Origin of the sequence: Hyphomicrobium sp. (assembly GCF_051860585.1) — a bacterium.
In the GTDB taxonomy this organism is placed as follows: Bacteria; Pseudomonadota; Alphaproteobacteria; order Rhizobiales; family Hyphomicrobiaceae; genus Hyphomicrobium_C.
Genome location: NZ_JBHYDS010000011.1, coordinates 1 through 22,131, shown reverse-complemented (window position 1 = coordinate 22,131; position 22,131 = coordinate 1). Strand labels below are relative to the sequence as shown.

The window sequence follows — 22,131 nt, the reverse complement described above, 5'->3', positions numbered from 1 at the left end:
CACTCCACTTTGCGCCGACGAGAAAAGGGCTATTTACTTTGCGTTGTGAATCGGTGGCGATTTCCATTCGCCGGCGAGTAGCTCCGGCTTTGGCCAGTAGTAGCGCGCGGCGACCATGAACGGCCCACTCGGCGCCGGAAGCCAATTCGCCTCACGCTCGGCGCCCGGCGATTCAGCCTGGATGTAGATCGTCAACCCGCCATCGCCATCGAGTTTGAGGTTTGGCAACATCGGCGCATTGATTAAGTAGCGGTCGATGGAGTTCTTGACGAGGAGCTGGCTCGGCAACGCGTACATGGTGAGCGACCAGAACGCGTTGACCGGAGGAAACTGGCCACCTGCGAAGTGAACCGTATAGCGCCCCTTCGATCCGTCCAGCGGCTGCCCCGCATCGTCCTTTTCGTAGATCGGGTAGAGCGCTTCCTCTTTCGAGTTGGCACCGATCCCGACCTGCGTCCCCGCAGCACGGCGCACGTAGTCGTTTTCAAGAAATTCTCGCGTCCCGAAGAGGTCTGCACTGCTGCCGTGGAGGGTCGCGCGCAGGCTATCGATCTCCTTCTGCCCGTCGGCCATTCCGCCTTCGATCGCTTCCTTCATCTCGGGAGACAGCGACGATGCATCGAACGGCTTGCCCGGAACGATGCCGATGCTCTCAAATCGCTTGCGCAACTGGACTTCGCTCGGATGCGGAGGCTCTGCGAGCTGAAGCGCGAAGCTCAACACATTAAAAAATTCCAGCGATGTTTTCTGATCAGCTGGAGGGATCGGCTTAACCCAATTGAGGTCGGGGAGCGGGGATGGCGGCGACGTCCCGAGATAAGCCGACAGCGGCTGCACTTTATATCCGGCTTGGATTTTCTTGACGTTGTCGAGATCGGCGGGATTGAAGAGCTGCGTGCGGCCGACGACGTTGACGAGCCGCGTTTCCGAACGAATGACCTTCTTGATGCCCTTGGGCGCGTCGCCGTTCCAGGCCGGTCCGACGAAGAGATAGTCGCCCCCGCCGTTGCCCGTAGTGCGCGTCCCGAGATAGTCGAAGTTGAACGTGTAGAGATCCATGATCTGGAAGACGAAATAGCGGTCCTTCTCCATCGGGGGCAGCGTGACGACCATCGGCTCGGCGCCGAGATCGAGGCCGATGAAGGAATAGGGCGTGTCGGAGTTTGGCGTGACGAACGCCGTATCGTCCGGCGTGAAGACACGGGCGATGTTCAGGATCGAGTTGAAGGGGCCCTTGTATTGCGGATTGGTCTTGTCGACCGAGAACGCGTACATCGTCCCGTACATGCTCACCATGGGCACGCCGTAGACGTAGGCGTCTTTCGCAATGGATCGAGCATCCGCCGAAGTTGCGGGTACCGTCGCAGTCGAAACCGAAGCGAGCAGCGCTGCTCCCGCAATCCATCCGTGCCAGAAACGTCTCATCACCGGGTCCTCAAGGTTTTGGCGGGAATACCGCGTTCCAATCGGTTTTCATGTCGACGACGGTCCAGTTCTTGGCCGTTGCCTCGTCGAGCGCCTTGTCGAGCTTGCCGACGTGAGATGTGCGGTCGTAGGCCCACTCTCGATCGGCATCGGTATGATGGACCAGCCCCATGAAGCGTGCGCCGCTTCCCGCCGCGGTCCACTCGAGCATCTGCTGGTCGCCGTCCGAGTTGCCGAACGCCAGGATGGGGCGGCGCCCGATCGCGCGGTTGATGCCGACCGGTTTGCCCGGCCCGTCGTCCACGAACTCGATCTTGGCTTCCTTGGTGAGCGCGGGCTTGCCGTCGGCGCCGATGCCGAACTTCACGACACCGGTCGATCCGATGACCTGTTCGGGCGGGATGCCGTAAACCTTCTCGGCGAAGCGGCGCATGAACTCCACGCCGCCGCCGGAGACGATGAACGTCTTGAAGCCGTTGGCGCGCAGGTAGCCAAGCAGCTCCAGCATCGGCTGGTAGACCATCCCGGTGTAGAGGCGTTTGGTCTTCGGGTGCTGCGCGCCTGCGAGCCAGCTATCGACGATGTCGCCGAATTTATCGGTCGTCAGGCCGGCATGCGTCGCGGCCATAATTTCGAGAAGCCCATGTTCGCCGGACGCGGCAACAGCTTTCAGATCGCCCTCGATGATGCCCTTGAAGGGCTGCGTATCACTCCACTCGGGATGCTGCGGCGCCAGCGCCGCGATCCGGTCGATTGCGAAGGCGAGCTGAAAATAGACCGGTTGCTCGGACCACAGCGTGCCGTCGTTGTCGAACACGGCAATGCGCTCGGCGGGCGGTACGAAGTCCGGCCCGCCGTCCTTGGTGACGCGGCCCACGAATTCGACGATTGCCGTCTTGGGCGCAGCGTCGTTCCAAGACGGCAACGGATCGGCCTGCGCGGCAGCTTGGTTGGCCCCGACGGGCAATAGGAGAAGAAGTGCAAGAGCAGACGCGATGGACCACGAGCGCAGGATCAGAGCACGCATACCAAACTCCCGAAGGTTGGATAGAGAGCGGCGGACGCGCTCGTGGCGTCCGCCGCATCAGGACCTAAGGAGCCGTGCCGTGAAGTTTCTGGTCGATCATCTTGCCGACTCCGGCGCGAATGCGCTCCGGATCGATGCTCTCCTTCAGCATCTTCCTGGTTTTGATGTCGTCGAGGAGCTGCTCCATGATGTTCGCCGGGTTGAAACTGGGTGGAGAGGATCGCGGCGGGAATTCCTTGAACGTCGCCGCGAACTGAAAGACGTCGTCCATGACCCCGTACATGTTGTGGACATGGTTCATCTGCCAATCCCAGAAGGTGTTGGACGTGATGTCCGCGCGCTCGAACGGGTCCTGCATCACGTTGAAGATCTTTTGCAGGCGCAGCGTCGTGAAGGGCTCTGCCCACACACCCAACGTGCCTTGCATGCGCTGCTCGGAGAAAACGTATTTGTAGTCGCCTTGCCGGAAGGCCACGAGTAGCCCGTCATCGCTGGAATAGAAGTAGTTGTTGCGCGCGCTCTTGGTGCCGTTGTTGTTGGCGGCGCTCCCGCTCACGGTCGTCAGGAATTTGGATTGGTCGTATCCGTCGAGGTGTACTTTGTAATTGATGCCGTTGGCCGTGTAGCCCGCCTTGAGCTTGCCGACGATGTCCGGTTCGCCCGCGATCGAGCAGAAGGTCGGGATCCAGTCGTTGTGGCTCATAAGCTCGTTGGTGACGGTGCCGGGCTTGATCTTGCCGGGCCAGCGGACGAAGCAGGGAACGCGGAACGCGCCCTCCCAGTTCGTGTTCTTCTCCGAGCGGAACCAGGTCATGGCGCCGTCCGGCCAGGTGTTCATGTGCGGGCCGTTGTCGGTCGAGTAGACGACGATGGTGTCGTCAGCCAACCCCATGTCATCGAGGGCCTTGAGCAGCTTGCCAACGGTGTCGTCATGTTCCTGCATGCCGTCGATGTATTCGCTGTCGCCGTGCTTGTAGCGTCCGCGGTGCTCGGCCCGGACGTGCGTGCGCAAGTGCATGCGGGTTGCATTGAACCAGCAGAAGAACGGCTTTCCACCTGATTGCTGCCGCTTAATGAAGTCGATTGCCGCATTCGACGTTTCGTCATCGATCGTTTCCATGCGCTTCTTGGTCAGCGCGCCCGTGTCCTCGATGGTCTGTTTGCCGACCTTGCCGAAGCGCGGGTCTTCGGTCGGATCGTCGACATCGGTCGCCTTGCACTTGAGAACGCCGCGAGGTCCGAACTTGGCGAGATAGGCAGGGTCTTTCGGATAGTCCGGCAGCTCCGGCTCTTCTTCCGCATTCAAGTGATAGAGATTGCCAAAGAACTCGTCGAAGCCGTTCACCGTCGGCAGCGATGGGTTGCGATCACCGACGTGGTTCTTGCCGAACTGGCCTGTCGCATAGCCGAGGTTCTTCAGCAGTCCGCCGATGGAGGGGTCCAACTGGCTCATGCCCATCGGCGCACCGGGGAAGCCGACCTTGCTGAGCCCGCTGCGAATGATGTGCTGGCCGGTGAGGAAGGCAGACCGGCCGGCGGTGCAGGACTGTTCGCCGTAGTAGTGCTGGAATTTGAGGCCTTCCTTGGCGATGCGGTCGATGCTGGGTGTTTCGTAACCCATCAGGCCGTTCGAGTAGGCGCTGATGTTGGCGATGCCGATGTCGTCGCCCCAGATGACGAGGATGTTCGGTTTGCCTGCGCCGCTGGGTGGCGTCGCTGCGGGGGCCGGAGTGGCTTTCGGCTCCTGCGCCTGCGCCGTCTGGCCTCCCGCCGTGGCAACGAGCGCCAGCAGCGAGCCTCCGGTCATCAAAATATTTCGGCGATTGAAATCGGTCGGGATTTGTTTGTCTGAATCGGCGTCCTTGGCGTTGTTCGACATGGCGAGATCCTTCTCAAGAAAACTATGAAGTTTCCCCCCGCCGGTTGTGCTCGTGTCAGTTTTGGAACTCTGGCGCCCCGGGGGTCCCGGCCCGAGGCCACCAGCGTGGCCTAGTTGCAGTGCTCGACGTACCGGTCGTGCCAGTAGGCGCTGCCGGTCGCTTTCCATTTGCGATAGTAGTAGCCGCAGTTGCTGGCCGTCCCGACGGCGACGCTGGCGGCCACGCCGCCGACGACCCAGACGCCGTTCACCCAGCGACCTGCGCGGCGGACATTGCGCCTCGTTACGCGGCGCGCGACTCCGGCTGGCCGGACGTGGACTTTGCCGACGTTGGCGTGGCGCATCCCGCCACCAAGCCGGCGTGCATCGGCATCAGGCGCGACGCTGACCGCGCCAAACAAAAACGCAAGTGCTCCTGCGAAGATGAGAGGTATCCGTTTCATGGCCGTTTCCTTCAATTTTCATTGATGTTGTGTGCTCTCATCACGCAGCGGAACCCGACATGGCTTGTCGACGTGTCGACGGGCTCGGGATGGCGCGCAGCGGGGCGATAGCGGCGGCAATAGTTCGGCGCGCAGAGATGTGAGCCGCCTTTCAGAACTTTGCGCGGAATGCGAATTTGTGGCTGGCAGGGGTCGTAGCTGTGCTCTTCGCGGGGCCCGCGCGGATTTTCCGGAATGCAGCAAGCCTTCGGCGCATCCGCCGGGTGCTTGGGCACGTACCAGTCGGCCGTCCATTCCCAGACGTTGCCGATCATGTCGCTGAGGCCGTAGCCGTTTGGCGGAAATGCTGTCACGGGCGACGTGCGTTCGTAGCCGTCTAGCTTGAGGTTCTCGTGCGGGAACGCGCCCTGCCACGTGTTGGCCCTCTGCTGCCCATCGGGCGCAAACTCATCGCCCCAGGCATATTCGGCACCTTCGAGGCCGCCGCGTGCGGCGAACTCCCATTCGGCTTCGGTCGGAAGCTCCTTGCCGGCCCATTTCGCGTAGGCTTCCGCGTCGCGATAGGCGACATGCACCACGGGATGATCGTCGAGGCCTTTGATCCAGCTTCCTTTGCCGTAGGGCCGTCGCCAATTTGCGCCGAACATGAAGGTCCACCACGTCGACCAATTCCGGAGATCGACCGGTGGAGCCGGCGGGCTGAACACAAGCGAGCCGGCTTTGAGCATGTGCGGGAGCGCGCCCGGATAGTCCTCCGCCATCGGAGCGATCTCGGCGAACGTGACGTGGCCGGTCGCCTCGACGAAATCCCGGAACTGGCGGTTCGTGACGGGGGTCGCGTCCATGAAGAAGCTGTCGACGCAAACGCGGTGGACAGGACTCTCCTCGGGGTAGTGCTTGTCCGATCCCATTGCGAACGTACCGCCGGGCACCAAAACCATGCCGTCGGGCGCAGCGCCGCCCGGCGGGCTTCGGTCGTCAGTCGGCCCGGGAAGAAGCTCGAGACTTTCCATTTTTGTGGTCTCACAAATGGAATTAAGTCTGTCTTGCCTTGCGTATTCGATATTCAAAACGGCAATGAATTCGTGATCAAAAGAACACGCGGCAACGGTCGCGTCTCGACCGCTGACTGCGTTAGGTTAGCAAGCCATTTCTTTTGCAACTGCGAAGCTGAAGGAGGCAAAGGCTGAAGCGGGCGTCGGACCGTGTCGCGCCATGGCGTTCGCCGGGAAAATGACAATGAGAGAGGATCGAGCCGCTCGGGCTCTCGCAACACGGCACAGCTCCATCCATGTCGACCTCCTCGGCCGATTTTGGCAGCTCTCCCTATTGTTAGCTATGACTCCGACTGCGTTGCTTTGCAATCGCTTTTGCCGGGTACGGAGGATCAATTTTTTGAGACGGGGAAATTAACGAGACTGCCGGCCAATGGCCATTCCGAGCATATCAGCGCGTTATTCTGATTATCCGCCGTGCTCTTTCTGTCACCCGATTGAATGGCGCGGATTATAAGATTGCTCAACCGATTCGTCGCACGCGATTGTTCACCTGCCCTGGGAATTTTCCCGGTCTTTATTGGAGACCGCACCAATGGACCGACAGTGCTTAAGAGCCCGAGCCTTTCAGGTTAGTCTGCGCGCGGCTGCGATCGCGGCGATGCTGTCGACTGCGTTAGGAAATGCTCACGCGGACGAGTTCGCATTCTCCTCCTATGGCCTCGGCGGTGCAGCCTTCGGCGCCGGCGTCACTCCTCCCGCTGGTACCTACGTCACACTGGTTTCCGGTTACTATGAGGGCGAGATCAACGGCCCGGTCACAATCGGCGGTCGCGTTATCAATGTGGGAATGGGTGTTGAATTCTTCCAGCAGGCGACGAACATCCTGTACGTGCCCGAGAGCAAGGTGCTCGGAGCAAACCTGGGCGTCTCCGTTACTATTCCGGTTGGACACATCGATATCGATGCGCGGGTCACGGGACCGCTTGGCAATACGGTCTCGGAGTCGGTCGACGGCTGGGGGTTCGGCGACGTGAACGCACGCGTGCAGCTCGGCTGGTCGCGGCCGGAGTTTTCGCACACGGCCTACGTCCAGGTGGTCGCTCCGACGGGAAAATACGATGCAAACGGGCTGCAGCCGAACATTGGCCTCAACCGGCCCGGCATCGACGTAGGATGGGCCTTTACCTGGACGGCTTCGAAGCTGCAGGTGAATGCTGCCACGGGCGTGACATTCAACTTCGAGAATACGGATACCGACTACGACAGCGGCACCGATTTTCACTTCGAATGGGCGGTCGGATACGAGATCTGCAAGGGCCTCGTCGTCGGAGTCGTCGGTTACGACTATCGGCAGCTCAGCGGCGACTCTGGCGCCGGCGCGGTGCTAGGACCATTTGAAGGTGATGTCGATGCTGTCGGCGGCGGTCTGTCGTACACGACACTTGTGGGAGCCACGCCCGTGGTGCTGAATGCGCGCCACTATGAAGAGTTCAATGCCGAAAGGCGCATGGAAGGCAGCACGACATTTTTCTCGGGCACGGCGCGCTTCTAACGAATATCTTCGAGCGTGAGCAGCGCCGTCGCGTGTGACTTCCACGACGGAAGCGGACGCCGGCCGAAGCCAGCGTCCGCCACAGAGCTAAAATCCTGAAGAGCCGTTACTGACCCTTCGTGGCAGGCCCCGTGCGGGTGTCAGGAAAGCCCTGAACGCCGCTGGAGTCCTGACTCGGCTGGGTTGCCGCCGGATCCTTGGACTTGTCCATTCCGGCGCCGCTCGAGCCAGCGTCACCCGAGGATGCGCCCGAACTTGCATCGCCTGCGCCAGCTGGTGCGCGGGTCGACGGGCCGGTGCGCGTGTCAGCAGGTCCCTGTACGCCAGGGCCGGAATTCGCCTTCGTATCACCGATCGGTCCTGCGCCCTTCGCGGCAGGCAGGTTGGCGCCGTCTTCCGTCACGCCTGACTTCTGGTTCTGCATCTGCTGCTGATACAGGTACTGCTGTTTTTGCTTATCGGTCGCGTTGTCGGTTGCGAGCACCGGCGTTGCAAAGACTGCGGCTGCTGCAAGTCCGCCGATTGCGATTTTGGGGAATGACATTGTTTTCCTCCTTATGATTGACCGCCTGCTTCTGACGGCTTCAGGGAAACAATGCTTTGAGGCTTGGGGTGTTCCCCCCTGCGGCGGGTTTGCCGCATGAAGAGGGCAGGCGGCGACGCGCACGCCACTCTGTTTGTGTCCCACAACTTCGTGATTGAAACTTTTTGTGATTGAAGCGAAGGGCGGCGCCCGCCCCGCAACAGACGCCGCCCAATTGGCCGCACCGAGCCCTCTCGGTACGACCAAAATTCACAAGGATCAAAACGTTCGGTGTTCGGCCGGGTCCTTGAGCTTCGAAAAATGATTGACGAACGGCGGGCGCGTGGCCGTCTCGTCGAGCCCTGTGGCTGTAAAGATGTGTGGAATATTCAACCCTGCGAGTGCGGTGCAGAAGTTGCGAGTTGCCTGCCCTTCGGAATATTCCAGGAATACCACGTTGACGCGGTTGCGGTGTGCGACCATCAGCGCCGAATTCAAACTTCCGACGACGCGGACGTTGCAGCCGGCGTCGATGAGGCGGGCTCGAAGATGGAATGACGAAAGCGTCGCACCATCGATAATCAATACGGTAGGTGTCTCGAGACGAGTCATCAGTGGGTACCTGCGTGCGCAGAACGGCTGCGCTTTCCGCTAGGAGCGGGAGATTTGATCCCGCAGTCCCATTCGACAACCACAAGGGCGCGGCAGCTTGTGGTTTGTCGTCTTCGCCGTGCTGCGCCACGGGCAACGTATCACCATCGCGTTCCAAAATTCCAGCGGCGATTGCGCATCAGCGATCAGAAATTTCGGCGCGGGGATGCTCGTTGTTCAAGACGCCGTGATCGTCAATCGCCGCACACTCAAGTTTCCGTTTCAGGTCAAACGGCAACGCGTGCAGGCAACCGCTGCGTCGAGGCAAAGCGCGCATGTGCCTCAGCCGATGTCGCGAGTCGGACGCACGGTGCGACACATTCCAAACGACGGACCTTCCGAGGCCGGGCCGCGTTTCAATCTGACAAGGAGAGGCGCGATGAAGAGTTTTTTCGTTGAAGACACCGAGCGGGAGCTGACCTCACTGGTGAACGGGATCGGGCAGCGGCTGCAGCGCGACATGCCGTTTTCCGACGATGTGCCATTCAAGATGGCGCTGCTGATTGAACACTTGCGCCGCGCCGAGGAGCACGGCGACGGCAGTGCCAGCTACTCGTGACGCGCGCCTCGATTAGGTGAGGAACGAATTCGCGACTTTGCGCATTGATTTATCCGACGGCCTTCACGTTCGCACGCGGCGGTGTGATGAATTTCGAAAACATATCGAGCGAAGACCTCAAGCTTATCAGCGCCGTGCTGCACCAAGCCGTCGCGGATGACCTTTATCAACTCCACGACATCCCGCTCAGCGTCATGGTTCGCCGTATTCACGATCGGATCCGCATGGGCGAGACCGATGCCGTGAAGCTCAAGGCGGCGGCGCTCGGTGCTCACGTCGTCGTTCCCTTCGTGTTCCGGCCGCGGCCCGAGCGCTACGTCGAACTCCCAAAATCGTCTGCCTGAAAATCCGTCAGTTCGCGATCATGCACTTCGGGCGAGCAATGCTTCGAGCATCGCGTTTGTGTCTTCGCGTCTGGCGGGGATGCGATGGCCGTCCTCGATCTCATCGGGGGCGTCGCAAAGGTCGGCGAGGGCGGCGACCTTGTCCCAGGAAATCGCGTGAGAGCCTTCGTGGTCGCCCAGCAGCATCGTCGCCGTGATGAGGATCGCATTGCCGGTCGGACGCCACGTCAGGCGATCGTCGACAGATTGCAGCGGGTCACGAGGGTCGAAGCACAGGACGAGGGCCGGGTCGCAGGAGTTCATGATGAGGCTGATGTCCAAACGCACGTTTACCAGTGCGGGACGTAGCCGGAACTTGCTGACATCAGACTGACGAGCGGTCGGGAAAAATGCCTAGCGTTGGGCGAATGCCTTCTCGATGACGAAATCGCCGGGGGTGCCGCTGTTGCCCTCGCCGAAGCCGTCGCCTTTGAGCAGCGCCGTAATGTCGGCCAGCATGCCCGGATTGCCGCAGATCATGACGCGGTCCGTTTCGCGATTGAGCGGCGCGATGTCCAGATCGCGGGCGAGCGTCCCATCCGTCAGCAGGCGGGGGATGCGGCCCTGGTGCGGCGAGGCCTCCTGCGTCGTCGTCGCGTAGTAGCGCAGTTTCGGGCCGACGTATTCGCCCAGCAGCTCATGCCGGCCGAGCGCTTTCACGACGCCGTTCGCGTAGGCCAACTCGGCGACGGTGCGGCAGCCTTCGACCGCGATCACGGTCTCGAAGCGCTCGTACGTTTCCGGATCCCGCAGGATGCTCGCGAACGGCGCGAAGCCGGTGCCCGTCGCGAGGAGGAAGAGGCGGCGGCCGGGGCGAAGGTTGCCCAGGAGCAGCGTTCCGGTCGGCTTGGCGCCGACCATCAGCTCGTCGCCGGCGCGGATGTGCTGCAGGCGCGAGGTAAGGGGGCCGTCCGGGACTTTGATCGACAGGAATTCGAGGTGGTCGTCGTAGAAGGCGCTCGCGAGGCTATAGGCGCGCAGCAACGGGCGGCCTTCGGCTTCGAGGCCGATCATCGTGAACTGCCCGCTCTGGAAGCGGAACGACGGCGTGCGCGTGGTGCGGAATCCGAAGAGCTTGTCGCTATAGTGCGTCACGTCGAGCACGCGCTCGGTCAGCAGGCTTCCGCCGCGCTTGGCGGGTGCTGCCGGTTTGACCTGCTCTGCAACGTCGGACATAGCCGTCCTCTCATTCATCGAGTTTATCGGGGGGGGCGCCACTGCCCGCCACGCGGTGATTGCTTCCGCGCTCAACCGGCATACATAAAAAACGCCCTTTCGGGCGTTATGCAGGGAACACCGTTGGTGGGGCAATGCCGCACTAAGCCGCGTCAGCGAGCCGCTGAAGCATCGGCATGTCGACGATCCGCAGGCCGTCAGCCGTTTCTTTGACGGCGCCTTGCTTTTTCAGGCTGAGCAATGCCGCACCGAGCTTGTCGACGGACATGTCGAGCTTGTCGGCGACAAACCCCGCCGTAATGTCGTCGGCGATGAACGACGCGTCGCGGCCCTCCGGGCCATTCATGCCCGAAATGGCGATGAGAAAGTTCGCGACCTTGGCGGCGGCCGGCTTCGGGCCTTCCATGAGGGTCTTTTCGCGGAGATGCTCGAACTCGCGTTCGACAGCGGACGCCTGCCGGAACGACAGCCGATCGTCGCTCTCGAGCGCCAATTCGAAGTCTTCCTCGGACACGAGGCTTACGACCGTGTCGACCATCGCCTGCGCCGTGCTGACGTGGTGGCGAAGATGCCCGAGACCGATGATGTCGCCGGGGAAGGCAAATTCGATCACGTCGTGACGGCCATCGGCCCACAACATGTAATGGCAAATCGCGCCGCTCTCGATGCGGTAGAGCGTGCGGTCTTCGCCCGGATGGAACAGGAATTCGCTGGTGTCCACATTCTGGACGACCATGCCGCTGCCGAGGGCCGCCGGATTCAGTTTCCCGAAATCCTGCCCGCAATCTTCAAAACTTTTCCCTTGGCAAATACTCGCCATAACGCACTTACTCCAGACAATGGTTCTGATGTAAATCCCGGCCCTGCCTTAATCAAGTCATATTTGACAATATTGCCAAACAGTAAGGCCCCTTTTCGTGATGTTAGAACTACTGCCGCCGGGGTCTGTTCCCGAGGAAACAACGCTTTTGTCCCGATGCGACCATTTGTTCAGATCAAAGTGTTTCGGCGCGCGCTAGCTCCTTTGGATCATTGAACATTTTAAAATGGTGCGGCGTCGCTGGACGACATGGTCCGGCGCTCAGTTACTATCGAATTCATGAAAATATCGTGGGCCGCGGGCGTAAAATCCGGCGTTTCGCAAACCTCGAAACCAATACCAAAGGCGAAAGGCCGCACGGGCCGCGCCGCGAGGGTCCGGTCGAAATAGCCGCCGCCGTAGCCGAGCCGCCAGAAGCCGCAAAACCCGACCAGGGGCGCGATGACGACATCGGGGAGGACCGGGATCCGGGCCGCCGGTTCGGGAATGTTCCAGAAACCGCGGGTCATGGGATCTCCCGCCCGCCACAAACAATATTCGAGGGGCGTCTTGGGCGTCGTCACGACCGGGAGGGCGAGGGTCACCGGCCGCCGGGCGGACAGAGCCGTCGCCCACGGGAGAAGATCGATCTCGCGCTTGATGGGCCAGTAGATGCCGAGAACCGCGACGTCCCGCCCGGCCAAGACGCGGTCGAGATTGGCGATCACTTTATCGCCGAGGCTGCGCCGCTCGGCACTCGGCATCAGGCGGCGGTGGTCGAGCAATCTCTCCCGTTGTTCGCGGCGCCAGATGCGCTGAGCGTCGGTCAGCGGCGCGATCATCCGATGGGCTCGGGTTCAGATCGAAAATTGGGCGGCGTGACACCGGGCGGCTCGCCGCGATGCAGGCTGATCCCCAGGTGCAAGGATTCGGCGATCCGTTCCGCGCGCTCGATGAAGAGCGCTGCGGCCTGCGGCGGGCAAATCGCGCGGGCGCGCGCGCGGAACAACGCCAGCCAGCGTTCGAAGTGGGGACGCGAGATTTCGGGCATGGCGATGTGGGCCGCCATGGGGCGGCCTTTGTAGCGGCCCGTCATGAGCGTCACCGACGACCAGAACGCGACGAGCTTCTCGAGGTGCTCGTCCCAACTCTCGATGTGGCTTGCGAAAACGGGTCCGATGAGCGGATCGCGGCGCACATCCGCGTAGAACGCGTGCACGAGATCGTGGATCATCGGCTCGGTGACCGAGGCTGGAAGGCCGGGTGCTTTCGGGTGGGGATCGCGTGACATGGTTCACTCGCCGTCGTGGGGCAACTCGCCGTGGTGGGATTGGCATCGGCGACCTGATTCTGGAGCGCCGTTCCGTGATATCTCCAAGTACAGGTGTGCGAGGCATGGTCGTCAAGGGAGGGGCCTTGCATATTCGGGCGGGCCGCTTTGCATTTGCGGCGGGCCGCCTTGCATTTTCCGGCGGGCCGCCTTGCATTTTCCGGCGGGCCGCGTTGTATTTTCCGGCTCTCTCCTCCCTCGCCGGCGTCGCATTGTGCAGGTCCGCCGCTGCTCTCATCCCGGACAGGAATACCCCATGGCCCTTTCGACGCGTCTGACTGAACGCTTCCGGCTGGCGCATCCCATTATCTCGGCGCCGATGGCGTTTGCGGCGGGCGGGCGTCTCGCGTCGGCCGTGTCGGATGCCGGCGCGCTGGGCCTGCTCGGCGGGGGCTACGGCGACGAAGCCTGGCTGACACGGGAACTCGATCTCGTGACGCCCGGCCGGTTCGGCTGCGGGTTCATCACCTGGTCGCTCGCCAAGAAGCCCGAGCTTCTCGACCTCGCGCTTGCGCGCAAGCCGGTCGCGCTCTTTCTCTCGTTCGGCGATCCCATGGCGTTCGCAGACCGGATCAAGGCGTCAGGCGCGGCGCTGATCTGCCAGGTGCAGACGCGGCACGATGCCGAACGGGCGCTCGACTGCGGCGCCGATGTGATCGTGGCGCAGGGGGCTGACGCGGGCGGTCACGGGCAGGCGCGCGGCACGTTCGCGCTGGTGCCGGAAATTGCCGATCTCATCGCGATGCGCGCGCCGGAGACTTTGCTTTGTGCGGCGGGTGGCGTCGGCGATGGACGGGGTCTGGCCGCGGCGCTGATGCTCGGTGCGGATGGCGTGCTGGTCGGATCGCGGCTGTGGGCGTCGGCCGAGGCCAATGTGAGCGCGGCGATGCATGCTGCGGCACTCGCGGCGACGGGCGACGACACGATCCGAACGCAAGTCATGGATCTCGCGCGCAAGCTCGACTGGCCCACGCACTATACGGCGCGCGTGCTCCGTAACGCCTTCACGGATCGATGGCACGGCCGCGAGGCTGAACTCGCGCAGGTGGCTGACGTCGAAGCGGAGAACTACCGCGCCGCGTGGGCGGCCGGCGATCCGCAGCGGAGCAATACGTTCGTGGGCGAAGTGGTCGGCCTGATCGATCGCATCGAGCCGGCCGGCGACATCATCCGGGCCATGGTAGCGGAGGCCGAAGCCCGTTTGGGGCGGTTCGCCTGAGGAGCTATCCGCCGTCGGCGATATCGTCCGGAGGTAGGCCGCGCGGCCTGACGTCTCCCGGAATTCGTGCCGGATATCAAGTCCCTGCCTCGCCAGCATGGCTGTACGGCGCCGTATGGACGTGGCACCTTCGATCGTACTGAATCGGGCGAGCGGGACTGCCGACATGATGCCGAGCGATACGGGCTTCAAAGCGTTTCTATTTGCGTTGGGGGGACTTTTCGTCGGCTTGGCCGGATGCAGCGAGGTCGCTGCGCCCAAGCCGGAGATCCGGCCCGTCCGCACGATCGTCACGGAAGCCAAGCCCATCGATGACGATCGTCAAGCGGTCGGTGAGATCCGGCCGCGGCAAGAGAGCGATATCGGGTTCCAGGTCGGCGGAAAGCTGGTTTCGCGCGCGGTGGATATCGGAGTGTCCGTCAAAAAGGGTGACCTGCTCGCGCGGCTCGACGAACAGGATTTCCAGAACCGCCTGCGGTCGGCTCAGTCCGACGTGGTGTCTTCCGAAGCCGTGCTGGTGGAAGCCCAAGCCACCGAGGGCCGGCAGGTCGAACTGCTGGGCAAGGGCGTGACGACGCGTTCGAACTACGACGCCGCGCTCAAGAATCGCCGGTCGGCCGAGGCCAAGCTCGAGTCATCCAGGGCCGCACTCGATCTGGCCAAGGATCAACTCGCCTACACCGAGCTCAAGGCCGACTTCGACGGCATCATCACGGCCGTTGCGGCCGAGCCCGGGCAGGTCGTCGCTGCGGGACAGATGGTGGTGAAGCTCGCCAAGCCGGATCAGATCGATGCCGTCTTCAGCGTGGCGGAGGCCGCGTTCCGCGACCGCAAGCCGGGAGAGAAACCCGCCGTGCTGGTCAGTTTGCTGAGCAGTCCCACCATCGTCGCGGACGGGGTCGTGCGCGAGGTATCTCCGGTCGCCGATCCCACGACGCGCACCTATCAAGTCAAGGTGTCGCTCGAAAATCCACCCCCGGCGATGCGATTCGGCGCGAGTGTGATGGGGCGTTTGAAGACGACCACGGCGCCGGTCATCTCGCTGCCGGGAAGCGCTCTGTTCGATCAGGCCGGAAAGCCCGCGGTGTGGGTGTTCGACAGCGCCTCCTCGACGGTCAAGCTTCGCCCCGTCGAGGTGGCGCGCTTCGAGACCGACCGGGTGGTGGTGAGCGGCGGTTTGCGGGCCGGCGAGGTGGTCGTCACCGCAGGCGTCAACCGGCTGCGTGAAGGCCAGACCGTGCGTCTGCTGGAGCAGGCCGGATCATGAGCGGCTCTTCGCGCGACGCGGGCTTCAATCTTTCCGATTGGGCGCTCCGCCACAAAAGTCTTGTCGTCTACCTGATGCTCGTCTCGGCGATCGCGGGCCTTTACGCCTATCAGAAGCTCGGGCGAGAAGAGGATCCGCCGTTCACCATCAAGGTCATGGTGATCCGCGCGCTGTGGCCTGGCGCGACGACGGCCGATACGCTGACGCAGGTGACGGACCGGATCGAGAAGAAGCTCGAGGAACTGCCGCATCTCGACTATGTGCGCAGCTACACCAAGCCGGGAGACGCGCTTGTCTACGTGACGCTGCTCGACAGCACGCCGGCCGCGCTCGTGCCGGATCTCTGGTATCAGGTTCGAAAGAAAGTCGGAGACATCCGCGGCCAGTTGCCGGAGGGTATTCAGGGGCCGTTTTTCAACGACGAGTTCGGAGACACCTACAGCGTTGTCTACGCGTTCACGTCGGACGGTTTTGGCCCGCGCGAGGTGCGCGATCAGCTCGAGCTGGTGCGCACGCAGCTGCTGCGCGTGAAAGACGTGGCCAAGGTCGATTTCATCGGCACGCAGGACGAAAAGATCTACCTCGAGTTTTCGACGCAGCAGATGGCGGCACTCGGGATCGACGCGGCGAGCCTGATGGACAGCCTCCAGGCGCAGAACGCCATCGTGCCGAGCGGAACCCTCGAGGAAGGGCAAGAGCGCATCGCCGTGCGCGTGTCGGGCAGCTTCGATTCCGAGGAAAGCCTGAAGTCGATCAACTTCCAGTCTGGGAACCGCTTCTATCGGCTCTCCGACATCGCGGAGGTGAAGCGCGGCTACGTCGATCCTCCGCAGCCGATGTTCCGCTTCAACGGCGAGCCGGCGACCGGGCTTGCGATTTCCATGGCGCAGGGCGGAGACGTGCTCGCGCTCGGCCGCGCGATCGAAGAAACGGTGGCGGAGATCACGCGCGACCTGCCGATCGGCATCGATGCGCATCTCGTGTCGGACCAGCCGCGGGTGGTGGAAGAAGCGGTCGGGGAATTCACCAAGACGCTGTGGGAAGCGATCGCGATCGTGCTCGGCGTGAGTTTCCTGGCGCTCGGCTGGCGTCCGGGCGTGGTGGTGGCGGTCGCCATTCCGCTCGTGCTGGCGGTGACGTTCGCGGCCATGCTCTATTTCGGCATCTCGCTGCAGCGCATTTCGCTCGGCGCGCTTATCATCGCGCTGGGGCTGCTCGTCGACGACGCCATGATCGCGGTCGAGATGATGATCTCGAAGCTCGAGGAGGGCGCGGACAAGATCTCGGCGGCGACCTACGCCTACACCGTCACCGCGTTTCCGATGCTGACGGGAACGCTGGTCACGATCGTGGGCTTCGTGCCGGTGGGGTTCGCCAAGAGCGGCGCGGGCGAATACTGCTTCACGCTGTTCGCGGTGGTGGCCATCGCGCTCACCGTTTCGTGGGTGGTTGCGGTTCTGTTCACGCCGCTGACGGGCGTGTTCATCCTGCCCGACAAAATCACAGGCCATAAGCACGCCGCGCCGGGAACGTCGCGGTTTGCGCGTGTGCTCGATGGGGCGCTGCGGGCGAAGTGGCTTGTGTTGGCGGGAACGGCCGTGGTGTTCGTGCTGTCGCTGGTGGGCATGCGCTTCGTGCAGCAGCAGTTCTTTCCGGCGTCCGACCGGCCGGAGCTGTTGATCAACGTGACGCTGCCGCAAACCGCTTCGATCCACGCGACCGAAGAGACGGTCGAGCGCATCGAGGCGATCCTGAAGGCCGATCCGGATATCGACTACTGGAGCTTCTACGTCGGCCAGGGGGCGGTTCGCTTCTATCTGCCGCTCGATGCGCAGCTCGCCAACACCTTCTTCGCGCAGGCGGTGGTCGTGACGAAGGGGTTCAAGGAGCGGCCGGGCGTCAAGGCGCGGATCGAGGCGGCGCTGGCGACAGGCTTCGAAAACGCGATGATCCGCGTCAGTCCGCTCGAGCTCGGGCCGCCGGTGGGGTGGCCGCTCAAGTTCCGCGTAAGCGGCGACGATGTGGCCCAGGTGCGTGAGCGCGCACTTGCCTTCGCTGGCGTGATGGGCGGAAATCCCAACGTGACCAACATCAATTTCGACTGGAGCGAGATGTCGAAGGTGGTGAAGGTCGACATCGACCAGGACCGGGCCCGCGCCGTCGGGCTCACCTCGCGGCAGATCGCGAGCAACATCAACTCCGTGCTGTCGGGCACGACGATTACGCAGGTGCGCGATCACACGTATCTCGTCGACGTCGTGGCGCGGGCGATCGAAGGCGAGCGCGCCAAGCTCGATACGCTGCGCAGCCTGAGGCTCGCGACGCCCGCGGGCGGCAACGTGCCCTTGGCGCAGGTGGCGACGCTTTCGTACACGCTCGAGCCGCCGCTCATCTGGCGGCGCTCACGGCTTCCAACAGTGACCGTGCAGGCGGACGTTCCGCCGGGCGTCGAGGCGATCACCGTCGTGCGCCAGCTCGGAAACGCGATCGAGGGTTTCCGCACGACGTTGCCGCCGGGCTACTCGGTGACGGCGGGCGGTACGGTAGAAGACAGCGCCAAGGCGCAGGCGAGCATCTTCGCGGTGTTCCCGATCATGCTGTTGATCATGACGACCATCCTGATGATCCAGCTCAGGAGCTTCCAGAAGCTGATCATGGTGCTGCTGACGGCGCCGCTGGCGCTGATCGGCGTGGTGGCGTCGCTGCTGCTGTTCCGCATTCCGATGGGCTTCGTCGCGATCCTCGGCGTGATTTCGCTGATCGGCATGGTGATCCGCAACTCGGTGATCCTGATCGAGCAGATCGACATGCACATCGCGGACGGCGAGCCGCCCTGGGAGGCCGTGATCAGCGCGACCGAGCACCGGCTGAGGCCGATCCTGCTGACGGCGGCGGCGGCGATCCTGGGCATGGTGCCGATCGCGGGAACGGTGTTCTGGGGGCCGATGGCGTTCGCCGTTATCGGCGGGCTGATGGTGGCGACGCTGCTGACGCTGGTGTTCCTGCCGGCGCTCTATGTGGCGTGGTTCCGCATCCCGCCGCCCGATGCGCCGCGTGAGATGGCGGGCACCGACGCCTCGGCCGCGCAGGCGGCGTGATCGACCCTCGGCGTTAGCGGCAGATGAGGACCGGGACGGTGCTGCCGCCCAGGACCTTGATGGCCTGACTGCCGAGCAGCACGCGCATCAGGCCGCGTCGGCCGTGCGAGGACATGACGATCAGATCGCAGGCGTTCTGATCGGCGGCGGCGATGATGCCCTCGGCGGGGAACTGGTCTTTCATGTGCTGCCCGGTGCAGGCGACGCCCGCCGCCCGTGCCTCGCTTTCGACGCCGGCCAGGATCCGGGCCGCGTTCGTCGCGACGCTCTCCTCATACTCCTTGACCGGGAACGCCATGGCGACCTCGCCCGGCGCGACGGCGACCCAGGGTTCAGTGACATACAAGGCGGTGACCCGCGCGCCGAGCGCCTTGGCCATGGCGAGCCCCTGGATCACGGCCTTCTGGGCCAGGTCGGAGCCGTCGGTCGCGATCAGGATGTGCTTGAACATGGGGTGGCCCGCTCCTTGTGCGTCCAAATCTGTCTCTGTCGCCGGTGCAAATCAAATGGCGCTTTGCGGTGCTGCGGATGGGCCGGACATGGGATCAAAACGCCACGTTCAGGGATAGTGCGGCCATTTATGCCGGGCTGGCGAGGCCGCGATCGCATTTTTCGGTGCGGGGCCGGTTGCTCTTGGCGCGCGGGTCGGTTAGATGATCGCAGCCCTGCGGCCCTCGGGTTCGCAGGGGAGGCGAAAGCCCGCAGCGCGGAGCGCTGACAATCAAGCATATTTTCTAGGTTAGCTGCCGTAGCTCAGTGGTAGAGCACTCCCTTGGTAAGGGAGAGGTCGCAAGTTCAATCCTCGCCGGCAGCACCAGAAAACTTTCAGCGGATTCAGTAACTCGTCGATGTTCTCGCCTCAGCCCCGCCGAGGGACATGCGCGGTACGACGCGCTCCTGACCCCCAAACAGCCTGTAACAAACCTGTAACACCCTCAAGGTCAGTCGTATCGACATCTTGATCTCGTCCACGCGAGCGCTGCGGTAGCGTCTCTGATCGGTAGCGATTAGGAAACGACCTGATGTCGATCCTCCAGCGCTATGGCCTTCTCGAACAGCCGTCATTCCAAAACGCGTCCGCCGATCCAACGCGAGACCAGTGGCTCCTGGATCAATCCGGTGTTGAGAGCAAAAAAACACTGCTGCCCCTTGACGGCTATTACGGGCTCGACTGGTGGCCCGCCTTCGAGGATCAGCGCAGGGAAGACATGAAATACTTTCCGGACACGCCGCCGCGCCCCCAACGATGAGTTAAGGCCGATATTTCAGATCGAGGGGAACGCCCGCCGGCGCTTTTTGCGCTGTCCGCTCCGTGAACCATTTCGGAGGCGCGAGCATGCGGTCATTGCGGTTGCATTCATGCTGACGAACCACTGCCCCTTGTGAGGTTACATACTGCTCACATGCTTCGACTGACCAGAAGTTCCGTGTGTGGAGCTGCTCGGTTCCGTCAGCCAACTTGAACAAGATGTAAAGCGTCGCTGTTTCCATCCGTGCGCCGTACCCGTCTATAACGGCGAGAGAGTGATGGCCCCGTTAATGAACGATCGCTCAAGAATCGCGTTGGCGTGCACCCCGACATATCGAGTGCCGGCGATCTTCCGGGCCGGGCTGGAACACGCGCGGCGCGTCTAAGCGGCCTTGATCTTGATCTGGACCTCGCCGACCTTGGCTTTTCCGTCGGGACCGAACACGCGCATCTTCGGGGCGCGACCCTTGAATGCCGCCTTGGTCAGTTGGTCCAGGAGGGTGCCCAGGATATTCGGATCGCCGATGGCGTAGAAGATCCAGGGGATGTCGCCTGAGTGCCACTCCGGCGGCGTGAGGCGAATGGGGCCGGTGTCCTGGTTCGTAAGGCGTTGATCGACGTCGGCCGACACGAGCCCCCAGAGCACGGCTGCGACCGGGGTCACTATTCCGTTCTCTTTCGATTGCGCCTCCGCGAGCGCGAACTGGCCGCAGCGAATGGCGGGCGCGACAAGCCAGTCGAGGTCACGCAGGCTGTAGTGCTGTTCGCCGGGAGATTGGCTCATGAGCAGCACGATGTCGCCGAACGCGGCCGACATGCGCTTCGAGGCGACAGCGCGCTTTTTGGCTTCGTCCGCATCGAGGACGACCGCCGGCGGTGTAGCGGCTGTCGCGGCTGGTGGCAGGGCGGCGTCTGGGGTGCCGGCATTGCCGCTTTTGACGGGCTCCGTCGTTTCGTCCTTCTTGAAGAACATATGCAAACTCCTGTGCGCAGCGAGGAATGACGTCCGACCGCGGGCATTGCGGGCCGGCGCTGGTCAATGGACCAGAAGGCCGGCCGACAGGCGCCGTCATGGTACAGATCGCACGACGCCGAAGTCCAGCGCCGTGAGTCCAATCCCGTTCGCCAAGTCCGGCGTCGCGTTGCGCGGTGTGGGCCTGGACGAACAATCCGAGTGAGATTGTCCGCCACCTCTCGGAAGGGGACGCCGACCATAGAAAAAGCCGGTGCGTGGAGAGGCGCACCGGCTTTCGGATTCCTGATCGGTCGGGCCGTGAAACTGTTCGGACGGCTGCGGGGCGAAGGCCCTGCAACTCATCGTCATCCTTACTTGGCGGCGACCTTCTTCTGGACGGCCGACTTGGAGACTTCACCGGCGGCTACGAGAGCGCTGACGCAGCCCTGCGAGAGGTTGCGGCCGACCGAGCGCATGCACTTACGGACGCCGGGAGAGTCGGGCGAGTGCATGCTGCAGTGGGCGTGGTAGTCGGCGGCGCAGGCAAGCTTGACGCCGAGGCTGACGGCGCCGGCCTGGCTGGAAACGAGGAGCGCGCCGAGGGTGATCGAAGCTGCGAGGATGTTCTGGATCTTGGTCATCTGGGCTCTCCATTTTCTTTGGCGCGTCTTCGACACGACCCGCCAGTGTGTGTCCGATGAAGAGAGAATGCCTCCAGCCGGCCGTGGCCGCTGTTCCCGGGGGAACGCGGCAGCGAAATCGTCAAAAATTCTGCAGAACGGCGGTCGGGCAACCCGACCGGGGCACGGTGGGTCGCGCTCATGGAGCGCGCCCGATGCCGCAGTTCATTGTAATGCCGTCTACTTCACGGCGATCTTCGATCCAGTCAGGGCATTGATGCAGCCCTTGGAAAGCTGTGCGCTATGGGCGCGCATACACTGGCGGGCTCCCGCGCTTCCGGAGGGGTGCTGGCTACAGTGGGCGTGATAATCGGACGCGCAGGCCATCTTGACGGCCAGGCTGACCGCGCCGGCCTGACCGGCAATCGTCAGGACGGAAAGTGCAGCAGCGCTTGCGAGAATAGTGCGGATCGGGGTCATCGCTCACTCCTTCATGCTGGAAGCGCGTCGTCTACGTTTCATGCCGGAGGCGCGTTTTCTGCGCGACGCCGGGTCGATGGGCGGACTTTGGCCCGAACGCCAAGGAACCGCTGTTCCCCGGGGAACGCTTGGGGAATTCAGGAAATCTTGGGACGCCACCAGGGCTTGGCGCACATGATGATAAGCCGCCGTTCCCTGAGGAAGGCGGCACGATGTCTCAAAGATCGTTTTTGGGGGAATAGCCCGGAGGGCCATCCGGGGTTCTGGCAGCGTATCAAAGTGCAGCCGAGCGACTTGGTGTTCTCGTCGTACCGGAGCGTGGAGAGTTCGCTTCGGAGACGACGGGTGGGGAAGCCTACTTGGCGGCGACCTTCTTCTGGACGGTCGACTTGGAGACTTCGCCGGCGGCTACGAGAGCGCTGATGCAGCCCTGCGAGAGGTTGCGGCCGACCGAGCGCATGCACTTGCGGACGCCGGGAGAGTCGGGCGAATGCATGC

23 protein-coding genes and 1 tRNA gene are annotated in these 22,131 nt (G+C 63.0%); 8 read left to right on the top strand and 16 right to left on the bottom strand.

The genetic code is table 11. The annotated features are described in order from the left end of the window. Nucleotides 1-33: 33 nt before the first annotated feature. The 5 genes from ACTIFK_RS16290 to ACTIFK_RS16270 all read right to left on the bottom strand — a co-directional run bounded on the left by ACTIFK_RS16290 (nucleotide 34) and on the right by ACTIFK_RS16270 (nucleotide 5,715). Nucleotides 34-1,425, bottom strand: coding sequence for a DUF1254 domain-containing protein (locus ACTIFK_RS16290; RefSeq protein WP_439544064.1), 1,392 nt, complete (start codon nucleotides 1,423-1,425; stop codon nucleotides 34-36). A gap of 10 nt (nucleotides 1,426-1,435) precedes the next feature. After that, entirely contained in the window at nucleotides 1,436-2,452 is a 1,017-nt protein-coding gene (locus ACTIFK_RS16285; protein ID WP_439544063.1) for an HAD family hydrolase, read from the bottom strand. Between the two features lie 64 nt (nucleotides 2,453-2,516). After that, the gene (locus tag ACTIFK_RS16280) at nucleotides 2,517-4,331 is read right to left on the bottom strand and encodes an arylsulfatase (protein WP_439544062.1); all 1,815 of its coding nucleotides are present in this window, start codon (nucleotides 4,329-4,331) and stop codon (nucleotides 2,517-2,519) included. Nucleotides 4,332-4,441: 110 nt separating this feature from the next. Next, nucleotides 4,442-4,774 (bottom strand): hypothetical protein, encoded by a 333-nt coding sequence (locus tag ACTIFK_RS16275; RefSeq protein WP_439544061.1) that lies wholly within the window; start codon nucleotides 4,772-4,774, stop codon nucleotides 4,442-4,444. Between the two features lie 11 nt (nucleotides 4,775-4,785). After that, the gene (locus ACTIFK_RS16270; RefSeq protein WP_439544127.1) at nucleotides 4,786-5,715 is read right to left on the bottom strand and encodes a formylglycine-generating enzyme family protein; all 930 of its coding nucleotides are present in this window, start codon (nucleotides 5,713-5,715) and stop codon (nucleotides 4,786-4,788) included. Nucleotides 5,716-6,364: 649 nt separating this feature from the next. Between ACTIFK_RS16270 and ACTIFK_RS16265 the strand changes: the two genes are divergently transcribed. Next, complete coding sequence (locus ACTIFK_RS16265) at nucleotides 6,365-7,324, top strand: SphA family protein (RefSeq protein WP_439544060.1); 960 nt, start codon at nucleotides 6,365-6,367, stop codon at nucleotides 7,322-7,324. A gap of 106 nt (nucleotides 7,325-7,430) precedes the next feature. Here the strand turns inward: ACTIFK_RS16265 and ACTIFK_RS16260 are convergent, their stop codons facing one another. Then, entirely contained in the window at nucleotides 7,431-7,868 is a 438-nt protein-coding gene (locus ACTIFK_RS16260) for a hypothetical protein (protein WP_439544059.1), read from the bottom strand. Nucleotides 7,869-8,126: 258 nt separating this feature from the next. After that, complete coding sequence (locus ACTIFK_RS16255; protein ID WP_439544058.1) at nucleotides 8,127-8,459, bottom strand: hypothetical protein; 333 nt, start codon at nucleotides 8,457-8,459, stop codon at nucleotides 8,127-8,129. 97 nt (nucleotides 8,460-8,556) lie between these two features. Here ACTIFK_RS16255 and ACTIFK_RS16250 point away from each other — a divergent pair, with 97 nt between their 5' ends. Together ACTIFK_RS16250 and ACTIFK_RS16245 are read left to right on the top strand one after the other, a co-directional pair. Beyond that, complete coding sequence (locus tag ACTIFK_RS16250; protein WP_439544057.1) at nucleotides 8,557-9,057, top strand: hypothetical protein; 501 nt, start codon at nucleotides 8,557-8,559, stop codon at nucleotides 9,055-9,057. Nucleotides 9,058-9,143: 86 nt separating this feature from the next. Then, nucleotides 9,144-9,401: a hypothetical protein gene (locus tag ACTIFK_RS16245; protein ID WP_439544056.1), complete on the top strand. Its 258-nt coding sequence runs from the start codon at nucleotides 9,144-9,146 to the stop codon at nucleotides 9,399-9,401. An 18-nt stretch (nucleotides 9,402-9,419) separates the two neighbouring features. On the opposite strand, the gene ACTIFK_RS16240 is transcribed toward ACTIFK_RS16245, so the two are convergent. The 5 genes from ACTIFK_RS16240 to ACTIFK_RS16220 form a co-directional block, all read right to left on the bottom strand. Next, nucleotides 9,420-9,704 (bottom strand): hypothetical protein, encoded by a 285-nt coding sequence (locus ACTIFK_RS16240; protein WP_439544055.1) that lies wholly within the window; start codon nucleotides 9,702-9,704, stop codon nucleotides 9,420-9,422. Nucleotides 9,705-9,794: 90 nt separating this feature from the next. Continuing rightward, entirely contained in the window at nucleotides 9,795-10,616 is an 822-nt protein-coding gene (locus ACTIFK_RS16235) for a ferredoxin--NADP reductase (RefSeq protein ID WP_439544054.1), read from the bottom strand. Between the two features lie 142 nt (nucleotides 10,617-10,758). Next, nucleotides 10,759-11,436 carry a Crp/Fnr family transcriptional regulator gene (locus ACTIFK_RS16230; RefSeq protein ID WP_439544053.1) on the bottom strand — a complete coding sequence of 226 codons (678 nt, stop codon included), beginning with the start codon at nucleotides 11,434-11,436 and terminating at the stop codon, nucleotides 10,759-10,761. A gap of 221 nt (nucleotides 11,437-11,657) precedes the next feature. Further along, entirely contained in the window at nucleotides 11,658-12,257 is a 600-nt protein-coding gene (locus ACTIFK_RS16225; RefSeq protein WP_439544052.1) for a 5-formyltetrahydrofolate cyclo-ligase, read from the bottom strand. Next, on the bottom strand, nucleotides 12,254-12,706 hold the full coding sequence (locus ACTIFK_RS16220; protein WP_439544051.1) for a group III truncated hemoglobin: 453 nt from the start codon (nucleotides 12,704-12,706) through the stop codon (nucleotides 12,254-12,256). Before ACTIFK_RS16220 ends, ACTIFK_RS16225 begins: the two co-directional genes overlap by 4 nt. A 295-nt stretch (nucleotides 12,707-13,001) precedes the next feature. Between ACTIFK_RS16220 and ACTIFK_RS16215 the strand changes: the two genes are divergently transcribed. The 3 genes from ACTIFK_RS16215 (at nucleotide 13,002) to ACTIFK_RS16205 (ending at nucleotide 18,329) form a co-directional block, all read left to right on the top strand. Further along, nucleotides 13,002-13,964, top strand: a complete 963-nt coding sequence (locus ACTIFK_RS16215) for an NAD(P)H-dependent flavin oxidoreductase (protein ID WP_439544050.1) — start codon at nucleotides 13,002-13,004, stop codon at nucleotides 13,962-13,964. Between the two features lie 166 nt (nucleotides 13,965-14,130). After that, nucleotides 14,131-15,231 carry an efflux RND transporter periplasmic adaptor subunit gene (locus ACTIFK_RS16210; protein WP_439544049.1) on the top strand — a complete coding sequence of 367 codons (1,101 nt, stop codon included), beginning with the start codon at nucleotides 14,131-14,133 and terminating at the stop codon, nucleotides 15,229-15,231. Then, nucleotides 15,228-18,329, top strand: a complete 3,102-nt coding sequence (locus tag ACTIFK_RS16205; protein WP_439544048.1) for an efflux RND transporter permease subunit — start codon at nucleotides 15,228-15,230, stop codon at nucleotides 18,327-18,329. The genes ACTIFK_RS16210 and ACTIFK_RS16205 overlap by 4 nt, the downstream gene beginning before the upstream one ends. A gap of 13 nt (nucleotides 18,330-18,342) precedes the next feature. Here ACTIFK_RS16205 and ACTIFK_RS16200 read toward each other — a convergent pair whose 3' ends face one another. Next, a complete protein-coding gene (locus ACTIFK_RS16200; protein ID WP_439544047.1) occupies nucleotides 18,343-18,780 on the bottom strand; it encodes a universal stress protein in 438 nt (145 codons plus the stop codon). A gap of 291 nt (nucleotides 18,781-19,071) precedes the next feature. Between ACTIFK_RS16200 and ACTIFK_RS16195 the strand changes: the two genes are divergently transcribed. Both ACTIFK_RS16195 and ACTIFK_RS16190 read left to right on the top strand, forming a co-directional pair. Beyond that, a tRNA-Thr gene (locus ACTIFK_RS16195) sits at nucleotides 19,072-19,146 on the top strand. 205 nt (nucleotides 19,147-19,351) lie between these two features. After that, nucleotides 19,352-19,579, top strand: coding sequence for a hypothetical protein (locus ACTIFK_RS16190; protein ID WP_439544046.1), 228 nt, complete (start codon nucleotides 19,352-19,354; stop codon nucleotides 19,577-19,579). 381 nt (nucleotides 19,580-19,960) lie between these two features. Here ACTIFK_RS16190 and ACTIFK_RS16185 read toward each other — a convergent pair whose 3' ends face one another. The 3 genes from ACTIFK_RS16185 to ACTIFK_RS16175 all read right to left on the bottom strand — a co-directional run bounded on the left by ACTIFK_RS16185 (nucleotide 19,961) and on the right by ACTIFK_RS16175 (nucleotide 21,633). Beyond that, nucleotides 19,961-20,551, bottom strand: a complete 591-nt coding sequence (locus tag ACTIFK_RS16185) for a toxin-activating lysine-acyltransferase (protein WP_439544045.1) — start codon at nucleotides 20,549-20,551, stop codon at nucleotides 19,961-19,963. A gap of 353 nt (nucleotides 20,552-20,904) precedes the next feature. Then, the gene (locus ACTIFK_RS16180) at nucleotides 20,905-21,174 is read right to left on the bottom strand and encodes a hypothetical protein (protein ID WP_439544044.1); all 270 of its coding nucleotides are present in this window, start codon (nucleotides 21,172-21,174) and stop codon (nucleotides 20,905-20,907) included. Nucleotides 21,175-21,393: 219 nt separating this feature from the next. Further along, nucleotides 21,394-21,633: a hypothetical protein gene (locus tag ACTIFK_RS16175; RefSeq protein ID WP_439544043.1), complete on the bottom strand. Its 240-nt coding sequence runs from the start codon at nucleotides 21,631-21,633 to the stop codon at nucleotides 21,394-21,396. Between the last annotated feature and the right edge of the window lie 498 nt (nucleotides 21,634-22,131).

Bases quoted from the DNA above. Each gene is read 5' to 3' on its own strand.
- ACTIFK_RS16290 (WP_439544064.1), bottom strand. From the start codon at position 1,425: ATGAGACGTTTCTGGCACGGATGGATTGCGGGAGCAGCGCTGCTCGCT.
- ACTIFK_RS16285 (WP_439544063.1), bottom strand. From the start codon at position 2,452: ATGCGTGCTCTGATCCTGCGCTCGTGGTCCATCGCGTCTGCTCTTGCA.
- ACTIFK_RS16280 (WP_439544062.1), bottom strand. From the start codon at position 4,331: ATGTCGAACAACGCCAAGGACGCCGATTCAGACAAACAAATCCCGACC.
- ACTIFK_RS16275 (WP_439544061.1), bottom strand. From the start codon at position 4,774: ATGAAACGGATACCTCTCATCTTCGCAGGAGCACTTGCGTTTTTGTTT.
- ACTIFK_RS16270 (WP_439544127.1), bottom strand. From the start codon at position 5,715: ATGGTTTTGGTGCCCGGCGGTACGTTCGCAATGGGATCGGACAAGCAC.
- ACTIFK_RS16265 (WP_439544060.1), top strand. From the start codon at position 6,365: ATGGACCGACAGTGCTTAAGAGCCCGAGCCTTTCAGGTTAGTCTGCGC.
- ACTIFK_RS16260 (WP_439544059.1), bottom strand. From the start codon at position 7,868: ATGTCATTCCCCAAAATCGCAATCGGCGGACTTGCAGCAGCCGCAGTC.
- ACTIFK_RS16255 (WP_439544058.1), bottom strand. From the start codon at position 8,459: ATGACTCGTCTCGAGACACCTACCGTATTGATTATCGATGGTGCGACG.
- ACTIFK_RS16245 (WP_439544056.1), top strand. From the start codon at position 9,144: ATGAATTTCGAAAACATATCGAGCGAAGACCTCAAGCTTATCAGCGCC.
- ACTIFK_RS16240 (WP_439544055.1), bottom strand. From the start codon at position 9,704: ATGAACTCCTGCGACCCGGCCCTCGTCCTGTGCTTCGACCCTCGTGAC.
- ACTIFK_RS16235 (WP_439544054.1), bottom strand. From the start codon at position 10,616: ATGTCCGACGTTGCAGAGCAGGTCAAACCGGCAGCACCCGCCAAGCGC.
- ACTIFK_RS16230 (WP_439544053.1), bottom strand. From the start codon at position 11,436: ATGGCGAGTATTTGCCAAGGGAAAAGTTTTGAAGATTGCGGGCAGGAT.
- ACTIFK_RS16225 (WP_439544052.1), bottom strand. From the start codon at position 12,257: ATGATCGCGCCGCTGACCGACGCTCAGCGCATCTGGCGCCGCGAACAA.
- ACTIFK_RS16220 (WP_439544051.1), bottom strand. From the start codon at position 12,706: ATGTCACGCGATCCCCACCCGAAAGCACCCGGCCTTCCAGCCTCGGTC.
- ACTIFK_RS16215 (WP_439544050.1), top strand. From the start codon at position 13,002: ATGGCCCTTTCGACGCGTCTGACTGAACGCTTCCGGCTGGCGCATCCC.
- ACTIFK_RS16210 (WP_439544049.1), top strand. From the start codon at position 14,131: ATGATGCCGAGCGATACGGGCTTCAAAGCGTTTCTATTTGCGTTGGGG.
- ACTIFK_RS16205 (WP_439544048.1), top strand. From the start codon at position 15,228: ATGAGCGGCTCTTCGCGCGACGCGGGCTTCAATCTTTCCGATTGGGCG.
- ACTIFK_RS16200 (WP_439544047.1), bottom strand. From the start codon at position 18,780: ATGTTCAAGCACATCCTGATCGCGACCGACGGCTCCGACCTGGCCCAG.
- ACTIFK_RS16190 (WP_439544046.1), top strand. From the start codon at position 19,352: ATGTCGATCCTCCAGCGCTATGGCCTTCTCGAACAGCCGTCATTCCAA.
- ACTIFK_RS16185 (WP_439544045.1), bottom strand. From the start codon at position 20,551: ATGTTCTTCAAGAAGGACGAAACGACGGAGCCCGTCAAAAGCGGCAAT.
- ACTIFK_RS16180 (WP_439544044.1), bottom strand. From the start codon at position 21,174: ATGACCAAGATCCAGAACATCCTCGCAGCTTCGATCACCCTCGGCGCG.
- ACTIFK_RS16175 (WP_439544043.1), bottom strand. From the start codon at position 21,633: ATGACCCCGATCCGCACTATTCTCGCAAGCGCTGCTGCACTTTCCGTC.